The organism is Peterkaempfera podocarpi (assembly GCF_042466665.1).
Lineage (GTDB): Bacteria > Actinomycetota > Actinomycetes > Streptomycetales > Streptomycetaceae > Peterkaempfera > Peterkaempfera podocarpi.
Map to the genome: position 1 here is coordinate 7,696,709 of NZ_CP162102.1, position 18,261 is coordinate 7,714,969.

Consider the following 18,261-nt stretch of genomic DNA (forward strand, 5'->3'; position numbering starts at 1 on the left):
GAGCCACGCCGGGTCCTCGGCTCAGACGCCGCTGCCGGGCTGGAAGGGCCCCAGCCGCGGAACGGACGCCTTGCCGGTGTTGGAGACCTCGCCCCCGGTCCAGCGCACCCTGAGCGACGTGGTCTCGTCGGGGGGCGTGATCAGCACCGCGGCGGGCGTCACCGTGGTCACCCCGGTGATCCCGGGATTGGCGAAGGACATGGGGGACCATGCGCTCTGCCCCGGAGCCAGCGTCACCCGCTGCTTCTGCTGCCCCGTGGAACGCTCCGGATCCACGGTCACCTGCTCCCCGGCGCTGTTGACGAAGGCAACGCCCGGGAACCCGTAGACGGTGCAGGTGCGGCTCGACCGGTTGGTGAGCACGATCGGGAAGTTCTCCTGGCCCGCGCCCGGGTCGTTGCTGCCGATGGAAGCCCGCAGGTCCCCCGTGTGGCACCGGCTGCTGCCCCCCGCATTGGTGCCCCCGGTGCTGCTGCCCGCGGTGGAGGCCGGTGTGCCGGCCGATGCCGGGGGTGCGCTTTCCGGGGTGTCCGCCGACGCCGTCGGCGTGGCCGCGGCCGGTGTGGTCGCGGGTGTCGTCGGGTCGCCGCTCGCCGGGCCGGCCGACCCGGGGAGCGTCTGCGGAGTTCCTGTCACGCCTCCGCTGCTGCCGCTGACGCCGCTCCCGCAGCCGCTCAGCACGGCGATCAGCACGGCTCCGCCGACGAGCAGCGGGAACCCGCCCGGGCCCGTGCGGCGCGCGCACTCGGCGGCCCTCCTGTGGTGTCGCCCCTTCTGGGTGGGCTGATGGATCGCCACGTCCGCGTCACTCTCCTCGTTCACGATCGCGCGGTGGCGGCATCTGCGACCGAGCGCGCAGCCGACGCCGTGCTGTGGAGCTTGTGTCCTCTCCTATCTGCTGGGATGCACAATCGGCGCCAGAAGTTCTCGACTCGCCGCACTTCATCGGACGATCTTCAGACCGGCGAGGATCCGATCGGTGATACCGGCGCCGCCGTCCTGCCGGACCTGGACGTAGACCTGCGGCTGCGGGCCGCCGACCGGGCTGAGGCTGATCTCGTCGACGGAGCCCTTGGTGGTGCCGCAGCCGGTCCAGTGGCGCACCAGGCCGCTCCACCCGGCCCCGCTGTACTGGTGACTGCCCTGGTAGCGGCAGCTGCTGTGGCGGATGAGTCCGACCCGTCCGGCGAGGTCGCCCTGTTCGCTCAGGCCGACGAACACGCCGTCGACCCCGGTGCCCAGGTCCTGCCAGTTCCTCACGTTGTTCGCGACGACAAGGGCGGGCTCATGGGCGTCGGGGAGGCCGAGGGTCTTGGGACTCCATCCGCCGTCGATCAGCTGGCGGCTCCACTGCCCGGGCACCTTCACCGTGATCCGGTGGGTGACATCGCTCACGGCCGTCGTCACGGCGGTCCTGGGCGTGGTGGTGAGCGTGGCGGCGAGGCCCACGCCGGCCGCCGCCACGACCGCGGCGGCGAGCGCCGTCACCGTGGCACGCCGAGGCCGCCGGGGCGGCCTGCCGGACTGCTGGTCGGCCAACCGGTCGGCGAGCGAGTCCAGTTCGGCGGCGAGACGTGACGCGCTCGGCCAGCGCCGTTCCCGGTCCGGTTCCAGCGCGCGCAGGATCGTCCGCTGCACATCGGCCGGCAGGTCGGGGCAGAGCCGGCCGGGCCGTACGACCTTGCCCGGCGGGCCGGGGACCACCCCGGTGACCAGGCGGTACAGCAGCGCTCCCAGGCTGTACACATCGGCCCGCACATCGATGCCGCCGTCCGGCCGGGCCTGTTCGGGAGCCATGTAGCCGGCCGACCCGGCGACCATGGTCAGACCGGAGGCGTGCGCGAGCGTCTTGGCCAGGCCGAGGTCCGCCACGAGGACCCGGTCGTGCCCGCCCTGCACACTGCTGAGCAGGACGTTGGACGGCTTGATGTCCCGGTGCACGATGCCGGCCTGGTGCAGGGCCGCGGCCCCCCGGGCGGCCTCCGCCGTCAGACGCAGCGACTCCCGGAGGGGTGGCTGCCCCTGGGCGAGGAGATCGTCCAGGGTTCCCTTGTCGGCGTACTCCATGACGAAGTACGGCCGCTCGTCCTCCAGTTCGCCGATGTCGAAGACCTGCACCAGACGGCTGGACGCCGCCCTGCGCAGCAGCCGGGCCTCGGCCAGGAAGCGCTCGCGCAGGTCGAGGCGGTAGGCCCAGTTCTCGGCCATGACCTTGACCGCGACCGGTGCTTCCAAGGAGTCGTCATGGGCAAGCCACACCATGGCGAACGCCCCGGATCCGAGCGGACGCCCAAGCCGATAGCGGCCTATCCGCTCGGGTGGGGGCATGTGCCTATCATGCACCGACCACCCGGTCGGCCAAGGAGGAGGACACCCGTGACGCCCGCGCAGGAGACCGAGGAGCTCGCGGCGCGAGCGGCAGCCGGCGACCCCGTGGCCCTGGACCTTCTGCTGGGGCGCATCCGACCGGAGGTCGTACGCCGCTGCGGCCGCTTCCTCCCCCACCGGGAGGACGCCGAGGAGGCGGCCCAGGACGTCCTGCTCCAGGTCGCCCGGAGGATCGGCACCTTCGAGGGCCGCAGCCGCTTCAGCACCTGGCTGTACACGGTGGTCGCCAACTGCTCCCGCCAGAAGTACCGGGAGCTCAAGCGGCGGCGTGCCGAGCAGCCGCTGCTCATGGAGGAGACCGATGTGACCGACCCGCGCCGGACCAGCGTGATCGCGGGTACCAGCATCGATCTGCTGGAGGCCCTGGAACGGCTGGAGAGCGCCAGCCCCGAACTGGTCGCGCCGCTGGTGTACCGGGACATCTGCCAGATGGACTACGGCGAGATCGCGGAGCGCATGGGGATCCCGCTGGGCACGGTGAAGTCGCGCCTGCACAAGGCCCGCAGGGAAGTCCGGCGGTGGCTGGAGGAGACGACGGCCTGACCCGCGGCGCCTGGCGCTGGCGCTGTCCACCCCGGCCGACGCGCTGACCTCCGATCAGCGTGAACAGCGGCGGCAACGCCTCACGGGTGTCGCCTTTGTCTCCGACGGTGCCCTGCCGTTCCGCGACAACATCGACCACGCCCACCGCCACGGTGTCCGGTACATCGCCGAGCCGGGCGGGTCCATCAGGTCCGACGAGGTCGAGGAGGCCTGCCGGGAGCACCGGATCACGCTGGTACGCACCGGTCTCAGGCTGTTCCACCACTGACGGCGCCGGGGCCCCCGTGGACGACCGCGGGGCTCCGGCCTTCGTCCGCCGCCCCGACGAACCCGCACCTCGGCCGCGTCACCCGGCGACAGCCGCCTGTGTCGCGCATCACATCCGGCCCATGTCACGTCCGGACCTCCCGCACCCATCTGGTGGGCGTCAGCAGGCGATCCGAGGAGGACGGAACGATGAGCGCAGGGCAGAGGACCGGCACGGCGACCACGCACCGCGTGGTGATCCTGGGGGCGGGATACGCGGGGATGGCCGCGGCCGTCCAGCTGGCGGCACGGATGAAGCGCCGCGAGGGGGTTCGGGTGACCGTGGTGAACGCGCAGGAGCGCTTCACCGAGCGGATGCGGCTGCATATGACGGCGACCGGGCAGCGGCTCGCCGAACTGAGCATCCCGGAACTGCTGGAGGGCACGGGCGTGCAGTTCGTCCGCGGCTGGGTGACGGCGGTGGACGCGGACGCGAAGAGCGTGCGGATCGACGACGACCGGGTGCTGCACTACGACACGCTGGTGTACGGACTGGGCGGTGTCGCCGGGACCTCCGCGACACCCGGGGCCGAGGACCATGCGTACACCCTCGGCAGCGCCCAGGACGCCGAACTGCTGGCCGCCCGGCTGGCGCAGCTCGGCGGCGGCACGGTGGTGGTCGCGGGCAGCGGGCTCACCGGAGTCGAGGCGGCCGCGGAGATCGCCGAGCGGTACCCGCGGCTGAGCGTGGTGCTGCTGGGCAGACAGGAGCCCGGTGCGGCCATGAACCCGAGGGCGAAGGCGTATCTGCAGGCAGCGCTCGACCGGCTGGGTGTGCGGGTGCGTGCCGGCGTCGAGGTGGTGAAGGTGCTGCCCGACGCGGTGGAGCTGGCCGACGCGGTGGAGCTGCCCGACGCGGTGGAGCTGCCCGACGCGGTGGAGTTGGCCGACGGGGAGCGGATCGCGGCCGACGCCGTCCTGTGGACGAGCGGCACCCGGGTGTCGCCGCTGGCGGCCGCCGCCGGGCTGGCCGTCGACGAGCAGGGACGCATCCTCACCGACGCCGCACTGCGGTCGGTGTCCCACCCGGAGGTGTACGCGATCGGAGACGCGGCCGCGATCCGCCAGGGGTACGGCGTGATGCACGGGACCTGCCAGGGCGGCATGCCGACCGGGGTGCACGCCGCCCTGTCGATCGACCGGGTCATCAGGGGCAGACAGCCCAAGCCGTTCCGCTTCGGCTACTACCACACGCCGGTGAGCCTGGGACGCGGTGACGCGGTGGTGCAGTTCACACGTCCCGACGACAGCCCGCGCCGGATCTGCCTGACCGGGCGTACGGCCGTCCGGTACAAGGAGACGGTGACCGCCTCGCCCTGGCCGACCTACGGCCGTATGAAGAAGATGCCCGCCTCGGGCGCGTTCTGGCCCCGCGGGGGCCGCTTCACCCGGGTCCGGGGGGCCAGGTGACCGGCGTGACCGCCCACCCCGGCCAGCAGGTCTTCCAGGAGCACCGACGGCTGCTGTTCTCCGTGGCGTACCGTGTCCTCGGCACCGCCGCCGACGCCGAGGACACCGTCCAGGACGCCTGGATCAAGTGGTCCGCCGCGGACCGCACACAGGTGGCCGACCCCAGGGCATATCTGACGCGCATCGTCTCGAACCTGGCGCTCGAGCGGTTGCGCTCCGCCCGGCACAAGCGGGAGACCTACGTCGGCCCGTGGCTGCCGGAGCCCATCCTCACCGGCGGGGACGCCTCCGAGCCGGTCACGGACGCCGAGTCGGTGTCGATGGCCATGCTGGTGGTGCTGGAGACGCTCAGCCCGCTCGAACGCGCGGTGTTCGTGCTGAAGGAGGTCTTCGACTTCAGCCACGCCGAGATCGCCGAGGCGGTGGAGCGTTCCGAGGCCGCGGTGCGGCAGGCCGCACACCGCGCCCGCGAGCACGTCCGGGCCCGGCGGCCGCGCTTCGCCACGGGCCGGGCGCGGCAGCGCGAGGCCACCGAGCGGTTCCTCAGCGCCGCTACCGGCGGTGACGTCAACGCCCTGATGGAACTGCTGTCCCCGGACGTCACCCTGTGGACCGACGGCGGCGGCAAGGTCCGCCAGGCACTGCGCCCGGTCGTGGGCGCCGCCACGGTGGCCGCCTGGTTCGCTGCCATCGGCACCGTCACCTACCAGGGCGTCGAGCCCGCCGAGATGCACGCCGAACTGCTGGACATCAACGGCGCGCCGGGCATGGTGTTCCGCGGACAGGGGCGCGTGATCGCCACCGTCGCCTTCGACTTCGACGCCGACGGCCGTATCACCGCCATCCACAATGTGGCCAACCCGGACAAGCTCCAGGCCGTCGCCCGCGGCACGGCCTATGACATCGGCACGAGGTGAGCACCGCCCCCGCATGCTTCGCCCGGCGCAGTCAGGCCGGCCGGCCCGGCGCGCCGACCGGCCTGCCGTACCGGTGGGCGTCCTGGGCGAAGCCGGACGGCGACCGGGGGCCCGGCAGCGCTGCCCGCCGGGAGGCTGCCTGACACACCGTCGGGACCGCGCCGTCCCCTGCGCGCCCGTCATCCGATGCACTGCGACTGTCGGTGGACGGTCACACAGCCGTTCGCCCGCTCTTCTCCGAGCCGTCACCGGTGCGAACCGGCCCCGTTCCCAGCGAGGGTTCTGATCAACCGCAAGCAATGCTCGGAAGAGCTCGGCGCGTGCGACCGCATCGCCGTGGGAATCGTGAGGACGCCATGGATCAGAAGGACGCCCGCTCTGCCGCTCGGGCACGGGTCATGATGAGCGCCGCCCTGGTGTTCGCCGTCGTCTCCGCCGGCGGAGTCTGCGGGACGGCGCAGGCAGCAGCGCCCGGCTCCACGGCTGCCGCCGCCGCGGTGTCCGCCGCGGCCCCGGGCGCGGTCGAGTGGACCACGCAGACGGTCGCCCCCGGCGTACAGGTGCGCAGCGCCACCATCGTCAACGCCGCTGCCGTGCCGGTCTGGACGGTCACCGTGCAGGCCCCGACCACCGGCCGGCTGAGCGGCGCCGCTGCCTGGGCCGCGGTGGGGCCGCAGGCCTGGGCCGACGCCACCGCCGAGCGGCTGCGCTCCGGCGGATTCGAGCCGCGCGTGGAGACCGTGCGCTGGCCGGACTACACCGACACCCCGCACGGCGTGATGGGCCTGCGGGTGAGGATCGGCTCGTACACCGACAAGGCGCAGGCCCAGAGCGTGGCGCAGGCGGTCACCGCGGCGGGCTTCCACACCGCCGTCGACTGGACGGGCTACGACGCAGAGCAGCCGGCGGACCGGGAGAATGTGCATGTCGCGGTCATCGACCCGCGCACGTTCACCGGCACCGTCGAGGGCACCCATGACGGCAATGTCGCGCAGCGAGTGACCACCTCGTCGGTCGCCGCGAAGCTGGACTCCCTGGTGGGCGTCAACGCCGGGTTCTTTGTGACGTCCGACGCCGACGGTGTCCAGGGGACCCAGGCGGGCCTCAGCGCGGACCACGGCGAGCTGCAGTCCATGGCGGCCGGCTCACGGGCGGCCCTGATCATCGGCGACGGCGGGCGGCATGTCCGGGTGGCGGACCTGACGACGACCGTGACGGTGCACGCGGGCGCCGCCGACCACCCGGCCCAGGGTATCAACCGGGTACCCGGTCTGGTCCGGGACTGCGGACGCCCGGGAATGACCCCGAGCGAGCTGCCCTGGCAGGACGTCACCTGCCGCACCAGCGACGACCTGGTGCTGTTCACCCCCGAGTTCGGCGCGCCGCTGCCCGGCGGCCCCGGCACCCAGGTCGTGCTGGACGCCGACGGACGGGTGGTGTCGGTGGGCACCCGCGGTGGGGCTGTCCCGGCCCACGGTTCGGTGCTCCAGGGCATCGGCGCGGCCGCCGACTGGCTGACCGCCAACGCCCGTACGGGGCAGCGGATCGGTGTGCGGGAGGTCGTCCGCGACACGGCGGGCAGGCGCGTCCCGCTCGGCCGCGACGACAGCATCGTCAGCGCCGCCCCGACCCTGGTGAGCCACGGCCGGATCAGCATCGACGCGGCGGCCGAGGGCGTCGTCGACCCGCAGGACCTGTCCTTCGGCTACGCCTGGGCGAACAGCCGCCAGCCGCGCACCATGGCCGGTGTCGACGCCAGGGGCCGACTGGTCCTGGCCACGGTCGACGGCCGCCTGGCCGGCGGCAGCGAGGGCTTCACCCTCCAGGAGGCCGCCTCCTTCATGCGCTCTCTCGGCGCCGTGGAGGCCCTCAACCTCGACGGCGGCGGTTCCACGGCCATGGCCGTGGACGGCGTGCTGGTCAACAACACCTCGGACGCGACCGGCGAGCGCGCGGTCGGCGGCACCATCCAGGTGCTGCCCCGCCACGCAGGCTGACAGAGACCGGCGGCGGCTCCCCTCGACCGTTCCGCGGCCGAGGGGAGCCGCCGCCCGGCGGATCAGAGGAGTCACCGGTACCGGAGCCGCCACGCCGGTGCCGTCCGGCCCGGCCGTCGCGGGGGAGCGCACCGCGATTGCCGGGCCGGCCGGTGGTGCCGGTCGCACCACCCGCCCGGGGGCCGCGATCCGGCCGCCCGGTCGGGCCACCCACCCTCAAGGAGTCAGCAGATGGCAGGGATCAGTCGCAGGCAGTTCGTCGCACTGTCGGCCGGAACGGCGGCAGGGGCCGTCGTCGCACCCGGGATCCAGCTGGGCGCGGCGTCGAAGGCCGCGGCGGCCACCAGCGGGACCATCACGGATGTGAAGCATGTGGTCGTGCTGATGCAGGAGAACCGCAGTTTCGACCACTACTTCGGCACCCTCAAGGGGGTGCGGGGATTCGGCGACCGCGGTGCGATCACCCTCAACGGCGGTCAGAGCGTCTTCAACCAGCCCAATGGATCCGGTCGGCAGTACCCGTGGCAGCTGAGCGCCACGCCCGCCGCCGGCGGCGCCACCCCGGAGACCCTCGCGCAGTGCAACGGCGACCTGCCACACAGCTGGAGCTCGCAGCACGCCGCCTGGAACCAGGGGCAGCTGGACAGCTGGGTCTCCGGCGTGGGCAATGTGCGCTCCCTGGGGTACCTCAACCGCGGCGACATACCGTTCCACTACGCCCTGGCCGACGCCTACACCATCTGCGACGGCTACTTCTGCTCGACGCTGAGCGCCACCGGCCCCAACCGGACCTTCCTGTGGAGCGGAAAGATCGACGCCACCAGCAAGGACGGCGGCGACGAGTCCGGACTCACCTGGCAGACCTACGCCGAGGCCCTGCAGAACGCCGGCGTCAGCTGGAAGGTCTACCAGAACGCCAACGACAACTACGGCGACAACGGCCTCGCCTACTTCACCCAGTTCACCAAGGCTGCCGCCGGCACCCCGCTGCACGACCGCGGCATGGCCTCGGTGCCCGCCGCCACCGGCTCCACCCCCGATGACATCGTCGCCGCGATCAAGGCCGACGTGCTGGCCGGAACACTGCCCCAGGTCTCCTGGATCGTCCCCAACCAGGCCGTCTCCGAGCACCCCTACGCCACCCCGGGCGACGGGGCGCACTTCATCAGCCAGGTCCTCCAGGCGCTGAACGCCGACCCCGGCGTTCTCAACTCCACCGCCCTGTTCCTCAACTACGACGAGAACGACGGCTACTTCGACCATGTCCCGCCGCCGGTGGCACCGGCCGGCACCGCGGGCGAGGTCCTCGGCAGCACCCCGATCGGCTTCGGCTTCCGGGTACCGATGATCGTGGTCTCACCGTGGACCCGCGGCGGCTGGGTCAGCTCCGAGGTCTTCGACCACACCTCGGTCATCCGCTTCCTGGAGCGCTGGACAGCAGCCCTCGGCACACCCGCCACCTGCCCCAACATCAGCGCCTGGCGCCGCAAGGTGGCCGGCGACCTGACCGGCGTCTTCGACTTCACCAGCCCCGTCCTGGGCCTGCCCGCACTGCCCGCCACCTCGGTGATCGGCATGAGCACCTGCGCCCCGCTGCCCAACCCCGTCCCGACCAGCAACGCACTGCCTGCGCAGGAGCCCGGCACCAAACCCGCCCGGGCGCTGCCCTACCAGCCCAACGGCTATCTGGACCGCCTGGAGTTCGACGCCGGCGGCAAGATCCTGGCCTGGTTCCAGATGGCCAACCAGGGCACACCGGCGACCAACGCCGTGCACCTGTCGATCCATCCCAACGCCTATCGCAGCAGGGTCCCCTGGCAGTACACCATCGACGCCGGCGGGACCGGCACCGACTACTTCAACATCGGCTCCGGCTACGGCGACGGCAAGTACGACATCACCATGGCCGGCCCCAACCGCTTTCTGCGGCGCTTCATCGGCAACGCCACCACGGCCGGCAAGGACGTCTCCGTCGGCAGCTCCTACGCCGCCGCCCCGGACACGGGCAAGCAGGCGGTCTGGTTCCGGATGAGCAACAGCTCCACCGCCCCGGTGACCTTCACCATCACGGCCAACCAGTACCGCACCGGCACCTGGACCTACACCGTCCCGGCCGGCGGCAGCACCCAGGACTACTTCAACGCCGTGGCGCTGACCAACGGCTGGTACGACTTCACCGTCACCGTGAACACCGACGCCGGCTGGTCGCAGCGGTTCACCGGCCACATCGAGACCGGCGCCGGAAGCATCAGCGGCTGACGCCAGCAGCCCCTCGCCCCGCTCCGGGACGGCCCTCCGGAGCGGGGCGCTGCACCGGCGCCCCGACCGCGGGCCGCCGGGCCGGGGCCGTGGCCGCGGCGGTTCCCTCCATCCGGTGTTGCCTTGAGGTTCATATCGGCGTCGGTACGAACCGATAGCCTGATCGCCATGGACATGCAGCACAGCGGCGCTTCCGAGCTGACCCGTCGCGGGCTCATCGTGGGCGCCGTGGCCGCCGGGATCGCCGCGACCGGAGGCACCGCCGTCGCCTCCCCAGGAGCGCTGGCCGGCTCCGGACAGACCGGGAGGCCACCCGCCCCTGGCGTCCCCACCCGGGCGGAGTTCACGGCGTACAGGCCCCCCAAGTACCAGGTGGCCGTTGCCGGGGAGTCGGTCGAGAGCAACCGGGTGGACCGCCCCGTGGCACCCGGGATCGCCCTCACCTCGTTCGACATCTTCGGCCGTACGGGATGGATGCGGGTCCACGTACTCAACGCCGACCTGGGCACCGAGTCGGTCACCGTGGACCTGATCGCCGACAAGGTGAGCGAGGCCCGCCCACTGGCGCGGGCCACGGATGCCCAGCATGCCGTCGCCGCCGTCAACGGGGACTACTTCGACATCACGGAGACCTTCGCAGCCGAGGGGCCGGAGATCCAGGACGGCCGGCTGCGCAAGGGCACCAGCCGGCCCGCCACCGTCGCAGCCGTCGGCGCGGACCGGGTCGCCCGGCTCGCCGACCTGGTGATCACAGGTGCGGTGACGGTGGCCGGTACCTCACGTCCCCTCGCCGCACTCAACTCCGCCGCGGTGCCCGCAGACGGCATCGCGGTATTCACCCCGCTGTGGGGCTCGGGGCACCGCACGCTCATCCAGGACCCGGGCCCCTACACCGAACTGGTCGTGTCCGGCGGCAGGGTGACCGCTGTCAACGGGCAGCTCACCGACACCGGCGTACCGGACGACGGAATGGTGGTGGTCGGTCGCGGCGCCGCCGCCTCCCAGCTCGCCACCGCCCGGCCGGGCGACACCGTGAGCGTGGCCTTCGCCCCGCAGAGCGACGCCGCGTCCACCCTGCGGATGGCTCTCGGCAGCGGGTCGGTGCTGGTCAGGAATGGCACCGCGATCGACTTCCCGCCCGACACCGGCAATGACGCGCCCAAACCCCGTACGGCGATCGGCTGGCTGAACGGCGGGCACCGACTGCTGCTCGTCGCCGTCGACGGATCCGCCAACTTCTCCGCCGGGCTCGGCTTCGACGACATGGCCGCACTCCTGGTGCGCCTCGGCGCCACCGATGCGTTCATGCTCGACGGCGGCGGCTCCACCGAACTGGTCGCCCGCAGGCCCGGCGACGCCGGGGTCGGCGTCGTCAACACGCCCTCGGACGGCAGCGAACGGCCCGTGCCCAACGGCGTAGGCCTGTTCGCCCGACCCGGGTCGGGGCGCCTGCGGGGTCTGGATGTGCGTCCGCAGTCCGACCGGGTGGTGCCCGGACTCACCCTGGACATCGCGGTCGCCGGCTACGACGAGAGCTGGGCGCCGGCGCCGGTCGGCGGGCACCAGGTCACGTGGACGGCCGAGCCGGGTTCGCTGGGCACCGCGAGCGACGGCGTCTTCCGCGCCGGAAGACCGGGGGCGGGGGTGCTGCGTGCCCGTTCCGGCTCCGCCGCCGGCGAGCACGGACTGCGCGTCCTCGGCGAGCTGCACCGGCTGGCGTTCACCCAGCGGTCGGTCACCATCGACCCCGGCGCGACGGTGAGCGTCGGGCTCACCGGGAGCGACGCGGACGGATTCAGCGCCGCGGTGGCACCGCGCGATGTGACGCTCGACTACGACCGGACCGTGATCACCGCATCGGCCGGCGCCGACGGCGGCTTCGACCTCACCGGCAGGGCGGACGCCGGCGGCAGGTCCACCACCATCACGGCGACGGTGCAGGGCGTGACGGCGAAGCTGCCCGTGACGGTGGGACTGGTCGACGTCCCGCTCGCCGAGTTCGAGCCGGGCGAACTCTGGACCGCGGTCGCCGCCCGCGGCACCGCCTCGGTCGAGGTCGTCACGGCCCCGGACCGGCCCGGCGCCCCCGCGGACAACCACGCCCTGCGGCTCACCTATGACTTCACCGGGCAGTCCAGCACCTCGGCGGCATACGCGGTGGCCGGTTCCGGGCCGATCACCCTGCCCGCCGGGACCAGGAAGCTCGCGCTGTGGGTCAACGGTGACGGCCGGAACCACTGGCTGCGCGCCATGGTGTTCTCGCAGGGCACCACCAATGTGCCGTTCACCTTCGCCACCACCGTCGACTGGACGGGCTGGCGGCGGGTGGTCGGCGACATCCCCGCCGGTTTCTCGGAGCCGCTCACCCTGCTGCGGCTCTACATCGCGGAGACGTCGCAGACCAACAAGAACGCCGGCCAACTGCAGTTCGACGGGCTGGCTGCACAGGTCGGGCAGCAGCCGGGGTCCGCGGAACCTCCCCAGCCGGATCCCTATGTGGTCGAGCAGGGCGGTCTGCCGGATCGCCGGTGGACCTTCGCCGTCCTGTCCGACCTGCACGTCAGCGCGGCAGCCGGTCTGGACTCCTTCTCAGGGCGGCAGGCCGTGGCGGCGCTGGAGCAGGCCGTGGCGAGCAGGCCCGACTTCGTCCTCATCAACGGCGACTTCGTCGACAACAACAGTCCCGCGGACTTCGAGCTCGCCAACGGACTGCTGCGCGACCATGTGCCGGACGACCTGCCGGTGTACTGGACACCGGGCAACCACGAGGCCGGGCTGGCGGCGACCGGAGGACTGGACGCCTTCCTCAGCATGACCGGCCGGCCCAACCGGCAGGTCTTCGACCACAAGGGCACGCGGTTCATCCTGCTGGACTCCCACACCGGCGACATGCGCACCTCCGACTGGGACCAGGTTCCGCTGCTGCAGTCCGAGTTGGCCAAGGCGGCGAAGGACCCGTCGGTCAACGGTGTGGTGGTCTCCTTCCACCACCCCCTGCAGGACCCGTCCGGGGCCGGTGCGTCACAGCTGTCGGACCAGCTGGAGGCCGACCTCTTCACACGGTGGCTGGCGGACTTCCGGGAGACGTCAGGCAAGCCGATCGCGCTCTTCACCGGCCATGCGCACACGGCGGCGGTCACCCGCTCCGACGGGGTGCTGGAGGTCACCACACCGGCGGTGGGCAAGACGCCGTACAGCTCTCCCGACCAGGGCGGGTTCTTCGGCTGGATGCACATCGGCGTCGATCCGCGACCCGCCCGCGTAAGGGCCGGCCGGCCCAGTCCGGAAACCCGCGACTGGCTGCAGGCCGAGAGCCGGCCGCTGATCGACGGGATCGCTCTCGCCGTGCCCCAGCAGCTCGCAGTGGGCGCCTCGGCCGCGGTCTCCGCCACGGGCGCCACAAGCGAGTTCGGCCTCCGGTTCCCGCTGCGCTTCCCGGCCAGCGTCAGCTGGGGCGGGTCCGGCCTCGCGGTCGCGAAGTCCGCGTCCGAGGTGAAGGCGGCCAGGCGGCGCTCCACCACGGTGGCCGTGCTGGACCTGACGTCCGCCACCCTGACCGGGGTGCGCCCCGGGCAGATCACCGTGACCGTGACTGCGGGCGGCCTCAGCACCTCGGCGGCGGTCACGGTCGTATGACGTCGGCGGATTCCAGCGACCACCGCACCGGCGGGCTGATGTGAGCACCTGGCACGGGCGCCGGGCCGGGGTTTCCCGGCCCGGCGCCCGTGCCGTGACCTGATCACCGAGGGGCGGGCGTCGGCCGGTGGTGGCCGATCGGCGCTTGCGATCAGCGAGGGTGTGGCGCCGCCGGGGACCAGGCCGAGTGCCGCGGGGGCCCGTCGGCACCGGGCCGGCGATGCCGCAGCACAGGCTGGTACTTGGGCTCGGCGTCAGGCGGCGACGACGGCGACGCCGGTGCGTCCGCCGTCCACGTCGAGGACGGTGCCGTGCACAAAGCTCGCCTCGTCCGAGGCGAGGTAGACCGCTGCCCGGGCGATCGCCTCCGGAAGCCCGAAGGTGCCGGCCGGGGTGCCCTTCATCATGATGTCGCCGGGGTGGGCGTCGGCCCCGGCCGGGATCGGCGTGTGGACCACGCCGGGGGAGATGGCGTTGACGCGGACGCCCCGGGGACCGAACTCCGCCGCCCAGGCACGGGTCAGCACCTCCATCGCCCCCTTGGAGGAGCTGTACACGGCGCCGATCGGGATGCCGAGCCGGGCGATCCACGAGCCCAGGTTGATCACCGTGCCACCACCGGCCGCGATCATCGCCGGGGCCACCGCGGCGGTCAGGAAGAACGGCGCCTTGACGTTGACCGCGTAGATCCGGTCGAACGTCTCCTCGTCGGTGCCGGGCGTGGTGGGACTCGGGTAGATGCCGGCATTGTTGACCAGGATGTCGATGCGCCCGCCCAGGACGGCGGCAGCCTCCTCGGCGAGGGCGCGGGAGGCCGCGGCGCCGCCGTTGAGATCCGCGGGCAGGAAGTCGGCCTTGCCCCCCGCGGCGCGAATCGCGGCGACGACCTCCTCGCCGCGCTTGCGGCTGCGGCCGGACACGGCGACGTGGGCGCCTTCAGCGGCGAAGGCCAGGGCGATCGCACGGCCGATGTTGCTGGTGGCGCCGGTCACCAGGGCGCTCTTGTGCTCCAGGCGGTTGCTCATGATCCGAACAGCTCCCATCAGTTTCCACAGGACTTCTGAGCTCGATGGTGGACATCGAAAAATGGACCTGCAAGTCCAATCCGACTAGGGTGGACTGGCCGGTCCAGTAGGGAGGCGCACGATGCGTGCAGCGTTGACGGCCAAGGGCCGGGCGACACGTGGCCGGATCATCCAGGGTGCCGCGGAGGTGCTGCGGGAGAAGGGCGTGGCGGCGGCGACGCTCGACGACATCCTGGCCCGGACCCGCACGAGCAAGAGCCAGCTCTTCCACTACTTCCCCGACGGCAAGGACGAACTGCTGCTCGCCGTCGCGCAGTTCGAGGCCGACCAGGTGCTGAGCGACCAGCAGCCCTACCTGGGCCGCCTGGAGTCATGGGAGGACTGGTACCAGTGGCGTGACACGGTCGTCGAGCGCTATGAGGAACAGGGCGACCAGTGCCCGCTCGGTTCGCTGTTCCTGCAGATCGGCCGCAACACGCCGGGCGCACGGGCGATCGTGATCGAGCTGCTGCGCCAGTGGCAGGAGCACTTGGCGACCGGGATCCGGGCGATGCAGGCCGCCGGGCATGTCGCCGCCTCGCTCGACGTCGACCGGGCCGCGGCAGCGCTGCTGGCCGGAGTCCAGGGCGGGGTGTCGATCCTGCTCTCCACCGGCCGGTCCACCCACCTCCGTGCGGCACTCGACGAGGGGATCACGGCGCTGCGCGGCGCCACTCCTGCGGCGACGTGAGCGTCGGCATCCGGGCCTGCGCCGAAGTGGTTGCAGCCGGGAGCGGCTCGACGGCCCCCCGGGGCCGTCAGTGCGGGGCCGTCAGTGCGGGGACGTCAGTGCGGGACGCCGGGTTTGCGGTCGACCGGGGTGACGGGCGTGACCGTCTCCGCGAGGGTGCGGCGTGGGCCGGACCAGGGTGCAGGGACGACGTCGAGGAGGTAGGCGAAGCGTTGGGCGAGCTGTTCGTAGTTGACGCGCCAGCCCCGGAACTGCGGCCAGGCCTCCTCCGGGGTGCGTTCGATGGAGTAGCCGTTCGCGGTGGCGTGGGCGACGGCCGCCGCGAAGTCCTCATAGGCCAGCCGGATGGGAGTGTCCGGTGAGGGATCGGGGTCGTAGGCGATACGCCAGATGTCGGCGATGTCCCGCAGGCAGACAAAGCCGGCGCGCAGTGCCAGCCGGGCCTCGCCCGGCGCGCGGCCGGGGTTGAGTGCGAGTTGCATGGCGGCGGCGTCCATCACCGACAGCAGCGAGACGATCCAGTGGCGGTCCGGCCGTGGCGACCGGAAGCGGCTGAGGATGACATAGCTGGTGTGGCTCTCGCTGACCTCAGCCGCCCAGCGCTCCCAGTTCGCGAACAGCTCCCTGAGGTTGTCGGTGAGCCCCACCTGCGCATAGCGGGCCAGGATCTCCGGCCCCCAGGGCGGACTGCCGGCCCGCGCCTGAAGCATCGTCACCTCGATCTCCCGCCGGGAGTACGCGCTGTACAGCGTCGGCAGATAGCCGATCTGGAGCCCGATGACGATCGGCCCGGTCGCGGCCGCAATGAAGTCCACCCCGGTCAGCGCCACACGACGGCTGCTGGCGAAGCCGAGCGTGAAGAGGGCGACCCCCGTCTCCCGCAGTGCGTCCAGCGCCCCGAAGCCGCTGACCGCCGCCTGGAGCAGCGCATAGCCCACCCAGAAGGCGGCCAGCCAGCCCACCAGGTGGAACAGGATGGACACCGCCGCCACCGGGGTCAGCGCATGGTCCTTGGCCTCAAAGGTGCGACAGCGGTCCGCGAGGAACTGGAAAGGGACCTCCACCGCTCTGTGCAGCACTCGCGTGAAGCTGGAGTGGGTCGGCCGCGCGATCACCAGCGTGCGCAGCACGGACGAGAAGGTCCCCAGGACGATCAGCGCCCCGATGATGCCGGTCAGCAGAGGCACCGCTCCTCCCTCTGAGCACAGGCACAGCGCACGGCAACCATACTGCCGCACGCCCCGCGCGAACCGCCCGGCACGCCCGGCCCGGTTGATCACGGAGTACGGGCCTGGGGCGCCCCCCGGGCGTCCCCCGTGCGCCGCAACACGGGCGCGCGCCGGTCGCACTCCCCACCTATCCGCCGGTGCACCCGGCAGGATCAGCGGTGTCCGGCGGCCGGGCCGCGTATCGCTGTCGTGTGAGGAGTTCCACCGTGGACAGGGGCAATCCGGGCGGCCAGGGCCCGGGAGAGAAGCAGGTCCGCGGCGTTCCGCTGCCCGCCGTACTCACCGTCCTGACGGCGGTGAGCGGACTCATCGACGCGATCAGCTATCTCGGACTGGGACATGTCTTCACCGCGAACATGACCGGCAATGTGGTGATCATCGCCTTTGCGGTGGCCGGGGCTCCGGGCTTCTCCCTGGTCGCCTCCGTGGTCTCGCTCGGTGCCTTTGTCACCGGAGCCATCGCCGCGGGGCGCCTGTCGCTGGCCATGGGGCGGCGTCCACGTCACCAGTGGGTCCGTGCGGCGCTCGTGGTGGAGGCGGTGCTGCTGCTGGCGGCCTCGGCCGTGGCGTTCGCGGTCCCGTCCGGGGCCCGCTACTGGCTGATCGTGCTGACGGCGGTGGCCATGGGCATGCGCAATGGAACGGTGCGCAAACTGGCGATCCCCGACCTGACCACCACTGTGCTCACCCTGACGGTCACCGGCCTCGCTTTCGACTCCTCGCTCGCGGGCGGCACCAACCCGCGCGTCGGGCGCCGCACCGGCGCGGTGGTGGCCATGCTCGCCGGGGGAGTGGTCGGCGCCCTGCTGGTGCTCCACCACGGCCTCGGCTGGCCGCTGCTGGTCAGCGCCGTCGTCGTGGCGGCCATGGCCATGGCACTGCAGCGGACCCCTGACTCCGGCGAGTAGCTCCGCAGCCGCGGCTCCACCCGCCGCCGGGCTCGTCACCGCAGTGCATCCACGGCGGGTCCCCGGCCGCAGAGCCGGTGGGTGAGCACGGCTCTGTGCCTGCGTACCCGATGGCGGGCCGGGACCTGTGCCCGCACCTCTCGGTGGGGATCGCGACCCGCGTCCGCGAGCGAGGCGGTGCGGGACGCGGGCCCCGGCGCCACCGGACAGCACTCGGAGCCGGGCCGGGTCAGCCCGCCACGGGCTCGCGGACCATCGCGTGGGCATAGGCCACGCCCTGGCCGTACGCTCCGGCGTGGTCCTGGACAACCTTGTTGACGGCGTCATAGGTCCGGATGCGGCCCCAGTCGCGCTGCCACTCGAGCATGGTCGTCAGCCAGGTGGTGGGGACGATGCCGTTCTGCACCATACGGCGGACGGCATTCTCATGGGCCTCGACCGACACGCCACCGCAGGCGTCGGTGGCGACATAGACCCGGTAGCCCTGTTCCAGTGCGGACAGCGAGGCGAGCGCGATGCACACCTCGGTCCACAGGCCCGCCATCACGATCCGGGTGCGGCCGGTCGCCTTGACGGCGTCGACCACCCGCTGGTCCTCCCAGCAGTTCATGGTGGTGCGGTCGATGGGGGTGTTCCCGGGGAAGAGCTCCGCCAGCGGGGCGAGCAGCGGGCCGGAGAAGCTCTTGGCGGCGACGGTGGTGAGGACGACCGGCACATCGAAGACCTTGGCGGCCTTCGCCAGGCCGATCGCGGAGTTGATGATCCCCTCCCGGTCGGTGCTGGTGGTGCCGAAGAACATCTGCGGCTGGTGGTCCACCAGCAGCACGACGCAGTCCTGAGGGTTCAGCAGGGAGGTGGCGGGGTCGGCCTTGGCCTTGGCGGTGTTCAGCATGGTGGTCTGCCTTCCGGTCGG

13 protein-coding genes are annotated in these 18,261 nt (G+C 72.4%); 8 read left to right on the forward strand and 5 right to left on the reverse strand.

The features are described 5' to 3' along the window. Positions 1-21: 21 nt before the first annotated feature. Together AB0761_RS33695 and AB0761_RS33700 are read right to left on the reverse strand one after the other, a co-directional pair. Positions 22-822 (reverse strand): DUF4232 domain-containing protein, encoded by an 801-nt coding sequence (locus AB0761_RS33695; protein ID WP_377273040.1) that lies wholly within the window; start codon positions 820-822, stop codon positions 22-24. A gap of 120 nt (positions 823-942) precedes the next feature. Next, positions 943-2,328, reverse strand: a complete 1,386-nt coding sequence (locus AB0761_RS33700; protein ID WP_377273041.1) for a serine/threonine-protein kinase — start codon at positions 2,326-2,328, stop codon at positions 943-945. A 48-nt stretch (positions 2,329-2,376) separates the two neighbouring features. Here AB0761_RS33700 and AB0761_RS33705 point away from each other — a divergent pair, with 48 nt between their 5' ends. From AB0761_RS33705 to AB0761_RS33730, 6 genes are all read left to right on the forward strand, one after another. Next, positions 2,377-2,931, forward strand: coding sequence for an RNA polymerase sigma factor (locus tag AB0761_RS33705; RefSeq protein ID WP_377273042.1), 555 nt, complete (start codon positions 2,377-2,379; stop codon positions 2,929-2,931). A 456-nt stretch (positions 2,932-3,387) separates the two neighbouring features. Further along, entirely contained in the window at positions 3,388-4,647 is a 1,260-nt protein-coding gene (locus AB0761_RS33710; protein ID WP_377273043.1) for an NAD(P)/FAD-dependent oxidoreductase, read from the forward strand. Continuing rightward, positions 4,644-5,564 (forward strand): RNA polymerase sigma-70 factor, encoded by a 921-nt coding sequence (locus AB0761_RS33715; protein WP_377273044.1) that lies wholly within the window; start codon positions 4,644-4,646, stop codon positions 5,562-5,564. The genes AB0761_RS33710 and AB0761_RS33715 overlap by 4 nt, the downstream gene beginning before the upstream one ends. Positions 5,565-5,920: 356 nt before the next feature. Further along, entirely contained in the window at positions 5,921-7,561 is a 1,641-nt protein-coding gene (locus tag AB0761_RS33720; protein ID WP_377273045.1) for a phosphodiester glycosidase family protein, read from the forward strand. Between the two features lie 231 nt (positions 7,562-7,792). Further along, positions 7,793-9,820, forward strand: coding sequence for a phosphocholine-specific phospholipase C (locus tag AB0761_RS33725; RefSeq protein ID WP_377273046.1), 2,028 nt, complete (start codon positions 7,793-7,795; stop codon positions 9,818-9,820). A 168-nt stretch (positions 9,821-9,988) separates the two neighbouring features. After that, positions 9,989-13,456 (forward strand): phosphodiester glycosidase family protein, encoded by a 3,468-nt coding sequence (locus AB0761_RS33730; protein ID WP_377273047.1) that lies wholly within the window; start codon positions 9,989-9,991, stop codon positions 13,454-13,456. A 254-nt stretch (positions 13,457-13,710) separates the two neighbouring features. Here AB0761_RS33730 and AB0761_RS33735 read toward each other — a convergent pair whose 3' ends face one another. Next, positions 13,711-14,481 (reverse strand): SDR family NAD(P)-dependent oxidoreductase, encoded by a 771-nt coding sequence (locus tag AB0761_RS33735; protein ID WP_377273048.1) that lies wholly within the window; start codon positions 14,479-14,481, stop codon positions 13,711-13,713. A gap of 121 nt (positions 14,482-14,602) precedes the next feature. On the opposite strand from AB0761_RS33735, the gene AB0761_RS33740 reads away from it, so the two are divergent. Then, the gene (locus AB0761_RS33740; RefSeq protein WP_377273049.1) at positions 14,603-15,211 is read left to right on the forward strand and encodes a TetR/AcrR family transcriptional regulator; all 609 of its coding nucleotides are present in this window, start codon (positions 14,603-14,605) and stop codon (positions 15,209-15,211) included. A gap of 95 nt (positions 15,212-15,306) precedes the next feature. Here the strand turns inward: AB0761_RS33740 and AB0761_RS33745 are convergent, their stop codons facing one another. Continuing rightward, positions 15,307-16,398 carry a hypothetical protein gene (locus AB0761_RS33745; RefSeq protein WP_377273050.1) on the reverse strand — a complete coding sequence of 364 codons (1,092 nt, stop codon included), beginning with the start codon at positions 16,396-16,398 and terminating at the stop codon, positions 15,307-15,309. A 248-nt stretch (positions 16,399-16,646) separates the two neighbouring features. On the opposite strand from AB0761_RS33745, the gene AB0761_RS33750 reads away from it, so the two are divergent. Further along, positions 16,647-17,348, forward strand: coding sequence for a YoaK family protein (locus AB0761_RS33750; protein WP_377273051.1), 702 nt, complete (start codon positions 16,647-16,649; stop codon positions 17,346-17,348). Positions 17,349-17,577: 229 nt separating this feature from the next. On the opposite strand, the gene AB0761_RS33755 is transcribed toward AB0761_RS33750, so the two are convergent. Beyond that, positions 17,578-18,240, reverse strand: coding sequence for a hydrolase (locus AB0761_RS33755; RefSeq protein ID WP_377273052.1), 663 nt, complete (start codon positions 18,238-18,240; stop codon positions 17,578-17,580). Positions 18,241-18,261 lie beyond the last annotated feature (21 nt).

What these genes read in the sequence shown, in the direction of transcription:
- AB0761_RS33735 (WP_377273048.1), bottom strand. Translation starts at nt 14,481, where the DNA reads ATGAGCAACCGCCTGGAGCACAAGAGCGCCCTGGTGACCGGCGCCACC.
- AB0761_RS33710 (WP_377273043.1), top strand. Translation starts at nt 3,388, where the DNA reads ATGAGCGCAGGGCAGAGGACCGGCACGGCGACCACGCACCGCGTGGTG.
- AB0761_RS33720 (WP_377273045.1), top strand. Translation starts at nt 5,921, where the DNA reads ATGGATCAGAAGGACGCCCGCTCTGCCGCTCGGGCACGGGTCATGATG.
- AB0761_RS33700 (WP_377273041.1), bottom strand. Translation starts at nt 2,328, where the DNA reads ATGCCCCCACCCGAGCGGATAGGCCGCTATCGGCTTGGGCGTCCGCTC.
- AB0761_RS33725 (WP_377273046.1), top strand. Translation starts at nt 7,793, where the DNA reads ATGGCAGGGATCAGTCGCAGGCAGTTCGTCGCACTGTCGGCCGGAACG.
- AB0761_RS33755 (WP_377273052.1), bottom strand. Translation starts at nt 18,240, where the DNA reads ATGCTGAACACCGCCAAGGCCAAGGCCGACCCCGCCACCTCCCTGCTG.
- AB0761_RS33740 (WP_377273049.1), top strand. Translation starts at nt 14,603, where the DNA reads ATGCGTGCAGCGTTGACGGCCAAGGGCCGGGCGACACGTGGCCGGATC.
- AB0761_RS33730 (WP_377273047.1), top strand. Translation starts at nt 9,989, where the DNA reads ATGGACATGCAGCACAGCGGCGCTTCCGAGCTGACCCGTCGCGGGCTC.